Origin of the sequence: Burkholderia aenigmatica, from assembly GCF_902499175.1 — a bacterium.
GTDB lineage: Bacteria > Pseudomonadota > Gammaproteobacteria > Burkholderiales > Burkholderiaceae > Burkholderia > Burkholderia aenigmatica.
Map to the genome: position 1 here is coordinate 112,966 of NZ_CABVQC010000017.1, position 10,925 is coordinate 123,890.

Genomic DNA, 10,925 nt, shown 5'->3' on the forward strand with positions numbered 1-10,925 from the left:
ACCCACCGCGCCCCGGCTCGCGATGCCTCGCTCCGTCAGCGTAAAGCCATGCATACGCAACCGTCAGGATCGCTACCGAATTCCGTCAGATAAAGTCGCCCGCCACAGCATCGCGCCAACCGGACCCGATCGATGACCCGCATCCGCAACCCCCTGAACCTCGCGCAGCTGCAAGCGTTCGTCTCCGCCGCGCATCACAAGAGCCTGCGCGCGGCCGCGCGCGAGCTCGGCGTCACGCAGCCCGCGATCACGCATACGATCCGCGAGCTTGAAACGGCGCTCAACGCGGAGCTGCTCGCACGCAGCGTACGCGGCGTCGAGCTGACCGCATGCGGCCATGCGCTGCTGCCGCGCGCCGAGCAACTGCTCGGCGATATCCGCCGCACGGTCGAAGCCGTCGAGCAGGTGAAGGGAGAAATGTCGGGACGCGTCGCGGTCGGCACGATGCCGTCGATCGCGCTGACCGCGCTGCCGCGCGCGGTGACGGCATTCCGCCAGTCGATGCCGAACGTGAACCTGCATCTCGAGGAAGTGACGGTGCCCGACGCGCTCGCGCAGTTGCGCAATGGCACGCTCGACATCGCTGCGATGCACCACGTGCCTGCGCTCGATCGCGATTTCACGCAATCGCCGCTGCTGTCGACCGAATTCACCGTCGTGATGCGCGAAGGCCACCCGCTGGCGCACGCGCGCCGGTTAGAGGAATTGCTCGATGCCGAGTGGATCGTCACGGTCGGCGCCGAGCAGTTTCCGCACAGCGTGATGGTCGGGATGTTCGAGGCGCGCGGGCTGCCGCTGCCGAAGCGCCTGCTGCGATCGCCGATGTCGTTCGCGGTGACACTCGGGCTCGTCGCACGCTCGGACGTGATCGGCTGCTTCACGCGCCCGCTCGCCACAATGGTCGCGCCGCTCGGCATCCGCACGGCCGACCTCGACGAAAGCATGCCGCGCTTCGACCTGTCGATCATCGCGCGGCGCGACCTGCTGCCCACGCCCGCTGTCTCGCAATTCGTCACGTGTCTGCAGCGCGCGGTCAACGAAACGCTCGGCTGAATCGTTCCTGTGTCTGAAACGGCGGCGCATCCAACGCGCCGCCGCCGGGCCCGGTATCGGGGCTTGTCCTAGGCGCCCTGCCGGTATTTTGTCTTGATAATCTTGCGCACGTCGCGCGCCCGCATCGGGTGGGCGAAACGGACAGCCTGACGCGAAGCCGCGCCAGGCCGAAGGCTTACGGCGCGGCACAACCGCGCACCCATCGAACAAAACGAGGAGTCACCGAGTGAAAAAGATTCTTGCGGCTGTGACCGTCGCCCTGCTCGCCGTATCGGCTGGCGGCGCGTACGCGAAGGACTGGTCGACCGTGCGGTTCGGCGTCGACGCAAGCTACCCGCCTTTCGAATCGAAAGGCGCTGACGGCAAAGTGGTCGGGTTCGACGTCGATCTCGGCAACGAAATCTGCCGCCGCATGAACGCGAAGTGCGTGTGGATCGAAAACGACTTCGACGGGATGATTCCGGCGCTGAAGGCCCGCAAGTTCGACGGCGTGCTGTCGTCGATGTCGATGACGCCGGCGCGTCAGGAACAGATCGCCTTCTCGGCGAAGCTGTTCAACACGCCGACGCGCCTCGTCACGAAGAAGGGCGCCGGCCTGATGCCGACGGCCGAATCGCTGAAGGGCAAGTCGGTCGGCGTCGAGCAGGGCACGATTCAGGAAACCTATGCGAAGACGTACTGGGCCTCGAAGGGCGTGAACGTCGTGCCTTACCAGAACCAGGACCAGGTCTACGCCGACCTGATCTCCGGCCGTCTGGACGGCGCGCTGCAGGACGCGGTGCAGGCTGACATCGGCTTCCTGAAGACCCCGCGCGGTGCGAACTTCGATTTCGCCGGCAAGGATCTCGACGATCCGAAGACGCTCGGCGAAGGCGCCGGCATTGGCCTGCGCAAGGAAGACACCGACCTGAAGGCGAAGATCGACGGCGCGATCGCCGGCATGCGCAAGGACGGCACGTACGCGAAGATCGCGAAGAAGTACTTCGATTTCGACGTCTACGGCAAGTAATTCGCCTGCAATCGCACGCTTCGCTGCGACGCAAACGGGCTCCGCGAGGAGCCCGTTTTTTTTGCGCGCGCGGCGCCGGCAGCGTTATTTTTTCTGCACCAACCTGATGATTCTCAACGAAAATCGACGGGTTCTGGCGCCGGTTTGATGGCGGCGAGGGGGCAACGTACAATCGATCTTCCACGCACACCGGATCATTCGCGGCTGCGCCGCACTCCCCATCATGCAAACGCAGACCCATCCGCTGATTTCCCCCGCCGTCGGTACCGAACGCCAGATCACGAGCTTTCACTACGGCCCGCGCGGCGGCAAGAAGGTCTATATCCAGTCGTCGCTGCACGCGGACGAACTGCCCGGCATGCTGGTCGCCACGCTGCTGCGCCGCAAGATTGCCGCGCTCGAGACGGCCGGCAAGCTGCGCGGCGAAGTCGTCATCGTGCCCGTGCCGAACCCGATCGGCCTGTCGCAACACGTGTTCGGCGATCACCTCGGCCGCTTCGAACTCGGCTCGATGCAGAACTTCAACCGCAATTTCTACGATCTCGCGGCGCTCGTGCTGCCGCGCGTCGAACACCGCCTCACGAACGACGCGCAGCACAACCTCGTCGCCGTGCGCGCCGCGATGCGCGAGGCGCTCGACGAGCAGCAGCCGCGCACCGAGCTCGACTCGCAACGCCTCGCGCTGCAGAAGCTGTCGTTCGACGCCGATATCGTGCTCGACTTGCACTGCGACAGCGACGCGGTGATGCACCTCTACACGAACCCGGATCTGTGGCCCGACGTCGAGCCGCTGTCGCGCTATCTCGACGCGCAGGCGTCGCTGCTCGCGCTGAATTCGGTCGGCAACCCGTTCGACGAGATCCACAGCTTCTGCTGGTCGGATCTGCGCAACCGCTTCGGCGACCGCTTCCCCATCCCGAACGGCGCGATTTCCGTCACGATCGAACTGCGCAGCGAGCGCGACGTGTCGTACGAGTTCGCCGAAAAGGACGCGCAGGCGATCGTCGAATACCTGACGGAGCGCGGTGTCGTCGACGGCAAGCCGGCGCCGCTGCCGCCGCTCGCGCATCCGGCCACGCCGCTCGCGGGCACCGATCCGCTCGTCGCGCCGGTGTCGGGCGTGATCGTGTTCCGCACGCCGGTGGGTGTGATGATCGAGGCCGGCGAGGCCGTGGCCGACATCGTCGATCCGCTGACCGATCGCGTCGTCACGCTGAAGAGCAGCGTGTCGGGCGTGCTGTACGCGCGCCAGATCGTGCGCTTCGCGACGGCCGGCATGGAAGTCGCGCGCATCGCCGGCGCCACGGCCATCCGCACCGGTTCGCTGCTGTCGGCCTGAGCGGCCGGCCCGCGCGCCGGGTCACGGCGCGCGGCGCGCTTACCCGCACGCACCAACGAAATCGCCCGCTTGCGCGGGCGATTTGCTTTCCGGACCGTCGAGATCCGGCAATCCGGCGTGCCGTCGTATGAAACCGTTCAGAACGCCGGCACGATCGCGCCGCCGAACTTCTGGTCGATGAACTTGCGCACGTCGTCCGATTCATAGGCCGCGACGAGCTTCTTCACCCACGGCTTGTCCTTGTCCTGCGCGCGCACCGCGATCAGGTTCGCATACGGCCCGCGCAGATCCTCGATCGCGATCGCATCCTTCACCGGCGTGAGCCCGGCCTTCACCGCGTAGTCGGTGTTGATCGACGCGACATCGAGATCGGGCAGCGCGCGCGGCAGTTGCGCGGCGTCGAGTTCGACGATCTTGACCTTCTTCGGATTCTCGGCGACGTCGAGCGGCGTCGCGTTCACGCCGTTGGTGCCGGCACCCGCCTTCAGCTTGATCACGCCGTATTTCTGCAGCAGCAGCAGCGCGCGGTTGCCGTTCGACGGATCGTTCTGGATCCCGACCTTCGCGCCCACCGGCAAGTCCTTGAGCGATTTGAGCTTCTTCGAATAGAAGCCCATCGGCGCCGTGTAGGTGAGCCCGACGTTGACGATCTTGTAGCCGCGCTGCTTGATCTGGCTGTCGAGGAACGGCTGGTGCTGGAAGCCGTTCGCGTCGAGATCGCCGGCATCGAGCGCCGCGTTCGGCTGCACGTAGTCGTTGAATTCGATGACCTTGATCGCGAGGCCTTCGCGCGCGGCGACCTTCGTCACCTCGGTCCAGATCTGTGCGTCGGGGCCGCTCATCGTGCCGATTTTCAGGGTTTGCGGGTCGGCGTGCGCGCCGGGCGCCGCGAATGCCAGCGCGGCGGCGAGTGCGCCCAGGCCGGTCAGGAATGAACGTCGCATGGTGTCCTCTTGTCCCGTGTCGTTTGTTGGAACACGGATCGTGGCATGGGGCCGGAACGCCACCAACCAAGCTTATTTCATGTGCATATTCCTGATTCCGATCGAATCTCAGTCTGAATCGGTATAACCACCGACTATACAAGCAGGCAGAATTCAGTGTCGCATCGACGCCACAGATTCTTCATATGACAGCCGCTGTCATATTCATTACGTGGCCCCTCGATAAAGTTGCCGCCGGTACGTGAAAGCGCCCATAGAGAGCGCCGGAACCGCAACTGGACACGCCATTTATTCGCTCGGAGATTCCTTTGAACAAGAAACTGTTGACCATCGCCGTCCTGGCAGCAACGGCCGGCACGGCGCACGCACAAAGCAGCGTGACCCTGTACGGCGTTATCGATGCCGGTATCAGCTACGTGAACCACAGCAAGACCGCCAATGGTGGCACGGGCAAGCTGTTCAAGTATGACGACGGCGTTGCCCAAGGCAGCCGTTGGGGCCTGCGCGGCACCGAAGACCTCGGTGGCGGCCTGAAGGCGATCTTCGTGCTCGAAAACGGCTTCAACAGCGGCAACGGCACGATCGGCCAGGGTGGCGCGATCTTCGGTCGTCAAGCTTACGTCGGCCTGAGCCAGTCGCAATACGGCACGGTCACGTTCGGTCGCCAGTACTCGTTCTCGACCGACGTCCTCGGCTCGAACTACTCGACGGGCGGCAACACGGTCGGCGGTAACTACGCTTACCACGTGAACGACATCGACCAGCTCACGTCGAGCCGCATCAACAACGCCGTGAAGTTCCAGAGCGCGAACTACTCGGGCTTCACGTTCGGCGCGTTGTACGGCTTCTCGAACTCGACGGACTTCGCAGGCGCAGCCGCGACGACGTCGGGCACGACGACGACGGCAGGCTCGTCGCGCGCATACAGCTTCGGCCTGAACTACGCGAACGGCCCGGTCTCGGTCGGCGCCGCGTACACGGACATCCGCTTCCCGAGCCAGTCGACGCCGTCGTTCTCGACGACGATCGCGAACATCAGCACGGGTAACGTCCGCGACCTGCGCACCTACGGTGTGGGCGGCCGCTACGTCTGGGGCCCGGCAACGGCATGGCTGCTGTGGACGCGTACGCAGTTCTCGACCGTTTCGGGCGCGGGCGGCACGTTCTACAACGCATACGAAGCAGGCGGCAAGTACGCCTTCACGCCGGCTCTGTCGGCTGGCCTCGGCTACACGTACACGAACGCAACGCAGAACGGCAACTCGTGGCACTGGAACCAGGTCAACGGTATCGCCGACTACGCACTCAGCAAGCGTACGGACGTGTACGGCCTGGTCGTGTACCAGCAGGCATCGGGCAAGGGCGTGCAAGCGCAGATCGGCTCGAGCACGAGCTACTTCAACACGTCGGGCACGGGTTCGAAGAACCAGATCGCCGCACGTATCGGTATCCGTCACAAGTTCTAAAGCATCCGCTTAACTCGCGGATCACGACGGCAAGAAGCGCCCCGCTCCACGCGGGGCGCTTTTTTATGTGCTTTTAAGTTTCGCTTAATTCTGGGCTGAGAGGATGCTCTCACCCCCCCTGTTGGCCGCCTGAGCATCGGCGGCTTTTTTTTTGAACCGCCGACGGCGCCGCCATCGATTGCCCACAAGACAGGATCGGAGGCCATGATGATCGAAGATACCGTTTTCAGCCATCTGCACGCGATTCTGACGTGCCAACACTCGATGCCGGTCCAGAGCTGCCGCGTATCGGTCGAAATGCAGCGCCCGTGGGGCCGGCCGTATCGCCTCGTCGAATGGACGATGCATCTCGACGCGCCCGCGCGGCGCCAGATCGTGCCGGCCGAATCGACCGACGAAGAGATCGCCGAGGTCGTCGCCTCGCACGTGCCGGGCCGGCTTTACGGCGACGGCCGGCTGCAGTTCTGAACCCCTTCCTGTTCCACCCGCTTCCCGTCTTTCGGCCACGCCGCACGCATCGTGCGGCAGTCGGTCTCGTTTGATGCCGCAACGAAACCTGCTACGCTGCGCGTTTTCGTCCACGCAACACACGATGGAAAACGCATTCAACGAACGCGGCGTGACGATCACGCGCAACGGCCTGTCGGCTGCCGGGCAGGTATTCGCACTACGTGACATCCGCCAGGTCGATGTCGTCAAGATTCCGAAGAACCGCCTCGTGCCGTCGCTGATCTCGCTGATCGGCGCGGCCGTCGCCGTCGCAGGCGGCATCGCCGGATCGAGCGCCGGGCTCGTCATCGGCGTGATGCTCGCGGTCGTCGGCTATCTCGCGTGGGCCACGCAGGACGTCACGTATCGCCTGATGGTCGAGATGCCCGACGGCAAGCGCGAAGCGCTGTCGAGCGTCGATGCCGCGTTCGTCGAACGCGTCGCCAAGGTCGTGCGCGATGCGCAGGCCGCGAAGTCGGCCAGTTGATTCCGTTCGCATCCCTGGACGCTTAATCCCTGCACGCTTCGATTCACGGCGCCCGGCCGCGCGCGGCGCGTTTCGCGTCGTGCAACGGCGCAGTCGATTACCCCGTCGAACCGCGTTCTGCCCACCGCCTCGCCCACACCGCGCCTGCACTGCACACGCCGACCGCCTAGTATGGAAAGAGCGGCTCGCCGCCGCATCGTCCGAGGAGGCCAGCATGAACGTCCAGACGCTGTCCGGCACGCTTCGCGCGCAGGAACTGCTGATCGTGTCGATGATCCGCGCGCTTCCCCCTGACGCACGCCGTGCGCTCGTCGACCTCTACACCGAACAGATCGTGTTCGCCGAACAGGCCGGCTTCGACGGCCACGGCGATCGCGCAACGCACGACGCGTTCATCACGCATGCGCGCAACTTGCTGATCCGCATCGAAGCGCTGGCCTAGTCAGGCCCGCGTTTCTCCCGAATTTCCCGCCGCGGCTCGCCCGAGCCGCGCAGGTGAGCGCTCACCCACACGAGCCGCTTTGCTTTCTTGTATTGATAATAATTCTCATTTACACTGGTAGAGTTATCAGTTGCCTTTCAATTCGCCGCTCGCCGCCTTCCGTGCGCGGGCGGGCCAGCCAGGTGAACGCGTCACCCAGCCAGCCTTCGGGCTTGTTTTCGTCAATGGGAGACCACCTGTGCATTGCTATACGCTGGCGCGGCGGCCGATCTGTGCCGCGCTGTTCGGCGCGTTCGGCCTGTCCGCCGCCCCGGCTCACGCCGATTCGTCGCCGCAAGGCGCCACCCCGCCTTCCACCGTCCTCATCGCCGCGTCCACGCGCGGCGACGGGGCGCTGCTCGACCCCGTGACCGTCACGGCCAACCGCACCGCCACGGCCGTGAGCCGCACGGCGGCGTCCGTCTCGGTGATCACCGACGAGGATCTGGAAGAACAGCAGGCCACCAACATCAAGGACGCGCTACGCTACGAGCCGGGCATCACGGTGCGCCGCACCGCGTACCGGCCCGGCAGCGCCGCGCTCGGCGGCGGCCGCGACGGCGATTCGAGCATCAACATCCGCGGCCTCGAAGGCAATCGCGTGCTGCTGATGGAGGACGGCATCCGCCTGCCGAACGCGTTTTCATTTGGCCCGCTCGAAGCGGGGCGCGGCGACTACGCCGACCTCGACACGCTCAAGCGCATCGAGATCCTGCGCGGGCCGGCCTCGGCGCTGTACGGCAGCGACGGCCTGACCGGTGCGGTGAACTTCATCACGAAGGATCCGCGCGACCTGCTGTCGATCTACCACAAGCCCTACTACTTCTCGTTCCGGCCGAGCTACGACTCGGCCGACCGCAGCATCGGCGCGACCGTGTCGGCCGCGGGCGGCAACGATCGCGTGCAGGGGATGATCATCGCCGACGGCCGGCGCGGCCACGAGGTCGACACGCGCGGCGGCAACAACTCGGCGAGCACGCTGCGCACCACGTCGAATCCGCAGGACGCCTATTCGGAATCGCTGCTCGGCAAGCTCGTGCTGACACCCACCACGCGCGACACGATCAAGTTGACCGCCGAAACGGTGCAGCGCCGCGTGAGCACCGACGTGCTGTCGGCGATCAGCCCGCCGACCACGCTCGGCCTCACGACCTACGACCGGCTCGAACGCAACCGCTTCAGCGTCGACTACGATTTCCGCGACGATGCGTTCCGCTGGTTCCAGACCGCGCACGTGCAGTTCTACTACCAGGACGCGAAGCAGGACCAGTACGCGTTCGAGACGCGCGGCCGGGCGGCTTCGCGCTCGCGCGACAACCAGTACAAGGAGCGCACGTTCGGCGGCTCCGCGTTCGCCGAGAGCGGCTTCGCGACCGGCCCGTTCGCGCACAAGCTGCTGTATGGCGTCGACGGCAGCCTGTCGCGCGTGACGAACATGCGCGACGGCACGGTGCCGGGCGTCGGCGAAGCATTCCCGAACAAGGCGTTCCCCGACACCGACTACACGCTGTTCGGCGCGTTCGTGCAGGACCAGATCGGCTACGGCCGCCTGCTCGTCACGCCAGGCCTGCGCTTCGACACGTACCGGCTGAGCCCGACCGAGAACGATCCGCTGTTCACCGGCAAGGCCGTATCGACGAGCGCGAACGAACTGTCGCCGCGTGTCGCCGTGCTCTACGAGATCACGCCCGCGGTCATTCCGTACGTGCAGTACGCGCACGGCTTCCGCGCGCCGACGCCCGACCAGGTGAACAGCAGCTTCTCGAACCCGGTGTACGGCTACACGTCGATCGGCAATCCGAACCTGAAGCCCGAGACGAGCGACACGTTCGAAGCAGGCCTGCGCGGCAAGGCCGGCACCGGCTACGGCGTCGTGCGCTACAGCGCGGCCGCGTTCACGGGCCGCTACCGCAACTTCATCTCGCGCACGACGATCGCCGGCAGCGGCCGGCCGGCCGACCCGTTCGTGTTCCAGTACGTGAACTTCGCCGACGCGCGCATTCACGGCCTCGAAGGCCGCGCCGAATGGGTGATGCCGAACGGCATCACGCTGAAGACGGCAATGGCGTTCACGAAGGGCTCGACGCAAAACGACGGCGCGGCCAGCCAGCCGCTGAACACCGTCAACCCGTTCTCGGCCGTGTTCGGCGTGCGCTACGAGCCGACCGAACGCTGGTACGTGCAGACCGACCTGCTGTTCCAGGCCGCGAAACGCGACAAGGACATCGACAAGTCCGACTGCTCGAACAAGACCTGCTTCTCGCCGCCGTCGTCGTTCGTCGTCGACCTGCGCGGCGGCTACCGCTTCAACAAGCACGTGAGCGCGACGATCGGCATCCGCAACCTGTTCGACCGCAAGTACTGGAACTGGTCGGACGTGCGCGGCATCGCCGCCGATTCGCAGGTGCTCGATGCGTATACGTCGCCCGGTCGCACGGTCGCCGTCAGCATGAAAGTGGATTTCTGATGCGCGCCGCCCGCGCTGCCACCCCAACCGTTACTTGAAGGAGTCCGACATGATGCAATCCGCCCTTCCCGGTCAACCCGCCACGCCGGCCCGCGCGGCCGCCGCGCTGCGCGACGCGTTCATCAAGCTCAAGACCGAGCGCCAGTTGCGCAACCGCGACGTCGCGCAGGCGCTCGGCGTCAGCGAAGGCGAAGCGCTCGCCGCGTTCGTCGGCGAACACGTCGTGCGGCTCGACGCGCGCTTTCCGGCGATGTTCGAGGAAATGCCGCGCCTCGGCCGCGTGATGGCACTCACGCGCAACGACACGGCCGTCCACGAAAAGGACGGCGAGTATGCGCAGATGAGCCACGACGGCCCCGTCGGCCTCGCGCTCGGCGATATCGATCTGCGCATCTTCTATCGTCACTGGGTATCGGCGTTCGCGGTGCGCGACGAGACCGCGCATGGCCCGCTGAAGAGCCTGCAATTCTTCGACGCGCAGGGCCATGCGATCCACAAGGTCTACCTGCGTGCGCACAGTGATCATGCCGCGTACGACGCGTTCGTCGAACGCTGGCGCGCAGCGTCGCAGGAGCCCGGCCTCGAGGTCGTGCCCGCCACGCCGAAAACGCCCGAGCGCGCCGACACCGAGATCGACGTCGCGGGCTTCCGCGCCGCTTGGGACGCGATGACCGACACGCACCAGTTCTTCGGCATCACGCAGCGCTTCGGCGTGAGCCGCATGCAGGCGCTGCGCCTCGCCGATCCGCAATACGCGTATCCGGTCGAAACCACGCACGCGCTGCGTCACGTGCTCCAGCAGGCAGCACTAAGCGGCCAGCCGATCATGGTATTCGTCGGCAACGCCGGGATGATCCAGATCCATACGGGCCCCGTCGCGAACGTGCGCGAGGTCGGCGCATGGATCAACGTACTCGACCCGGGCTTCAACCTGCACGTGCGCGAGGATCTGATCGCCGCCGCGTGGGTCGTGAAGAAGCCGACCAGTGACGGCATCGTCACGTCGCTCGAGCTGTTCGACCGGCAGGGCGACCACGTCGCGCTGCTGTTCGGCGAGCGCAAGCCCGGCAAGGTCGAGCGCGACGACTGGCGCGCGCTCGTCGCAACGCTGCCGACCGCGGCACGTGGGGACGCGCGGTGAGCGCGCGACCGTTCGATCCGCGCCGCCGCGCGGTGCTGGCCGGCGCGGC

Annotated in this window: 10 protein-coding genes; 9 read left to right on the forward strand and 1 reads right to left on the reverse strand. The window is 65.9% G+C overall.

Annotation, left to right across the window (positions count from 1 at the left end):
• The first annotated feature begins 132 nt into the window (after nt 1–132).
• The 3 genes from BDO18943_RS14780 to BDO18943_RS14790 all read left to right on the forward strand — a co-directional run bounded on the left by BDO18943_RS14780 (nt 133) and on the right by BDO18943_RS14790 (nt 3,401).
• The gene (locus BDO18943_RS14780; RefSeq protein WP_043181011.1) at nt 133–1,053 is read left to right on the forward strand and encodes a LysR substrate-binding domain-containing protein; all 921 of its coding nucleotides are present in this window, start codon (nt 133–135) and stop codon (nt 1,051–1,053) included.
• A 226-nt stretch (nt 1,054–1,279) separates the two neighbouring features.
• Nucleotides 1,280–2,062, forward strand: coding sequence for an ABC transporter substrate-binding protein (locus tag BDO18943_RS14785; RefSeq protein WP_043181012.1), 783 nt, complete (start codon nt 1,280–1,282; stop codon nt 2,060–2,062).
• A 223-nt stretch (nt 2,063–2,285) separates the two neighbouring features.
• On the forward strand, nt 2,286–3,401 hold the full coding sequence (locus BDO18943_RS14790) for a succinylglutamate desuccinylase/aspartoacylase family protein (protein ID WP_043181014.1): 1,116 nt from the start codon (nt 2,286–2,288) through the stop codon (nt 3,399–3,401).
• A 137-nt stretch (nt 3,402–3,538) separates the two neighbouring features.
• Here the strand turns inward: BDO18943_RS14790 and BDO18943_RS14795 are convergent, their stop codons facing one another.
• Complete coding sequence (locus BDO18943_RS14795; protein WP_175022944.1) at nt 3,539–4,345, reverse strand: MetQ/NlpA family ABC transporter substrate-binding protein; 807 nt, start codon at nt 4,343–4,345, stop codon at nt 3,539–3,541.
• 308 nt (nt 4,346–4,653) lie between these two features.
• On the opposite strand from BDO18943_RS14795, the gene BDO18943_RS14800 reads away from it, so the two are divergent.
• The 6 genes from BDO18943_RS14800 to BDO18943_RS14825 all read left to right on the forward strand — a co-directional run bounded on the left by BDO18943_RS14800 (nt 4,654) and on the right by BDO18943_RS14825 (nt 10,876).
• A complete protein-coding gene (locus BDO18943_RS14800) occupies nt 4,654–5,811 on the forward strand; it encodes a porin (RefSeq protein WP_043181019.1) in 1,158 nt (385 codons plus the stop codon).
• Nucleotides 5,812–6,018: 207 nt separating this feature from the next.
• Nucleotides 6,019–6,279 (forward strand): DUF2866 domain-containing protein, encoded by a 261-nt coding sequence (locus tag BDO18943_RS14805; RefSeq protein WP_011353838.1) that lies wholly within the window; start codon nt 6,019–6,021, stop codon nt 6,277–6,279.
• A 124-nt stretch (nt 6,280–6,403) separates the two neighbouring features.
• On the forward strand, nt 6,404–6,787 hold the full coding sequence (locus tag BDO18943_RS14810; protein WP_175022946.1) for a DUF6232 family protein: 384 nt from the start codon (nt 6,404–6,406) through the stop codon (nt 6,785–6,787).
• 214 nt (nt 6,788–7,001) lie between these two features.
• Nucleotides 7,002–7,229, forward strand: coding sequence for a hypothetical protein (locus BDO18943_RS14815; RefSeq protein ID WP_043181024.1), 228 nt, complete (start codon nt 7,002–7,004; stop codon nt 7,227–7,229).
• Nucleotides 7,230–7,467: 238 nt separating this feature from the next.
• Nucleotides 7,468–9,735 (forward strand): TonB-dependent hemoglobin/transferrin/lactoferrin family receptor, encoded by a 2,268-nt coding sequence (locus tag BDO18943_RS14820; protein WP_175022948.1) that lies wholly within the window; start codon nt 7,468–7,470, stop codon nt 9,733–9,735.
• Between the two features lie 49 nt (nt 9,736–9,784).
• A complete protein-coding gene (locus BDO18943_RS14825) occupies nt 9,785–10,876 on the forward strand; it encodes a hemin-degrading factor (RefSeq protein WP_175022950.1) in 1,092 nt (363 codons plus the stop codon).
• The last annotated feature ends 49 nt before the right edge of the window (nt 10,877–10,925 follow it).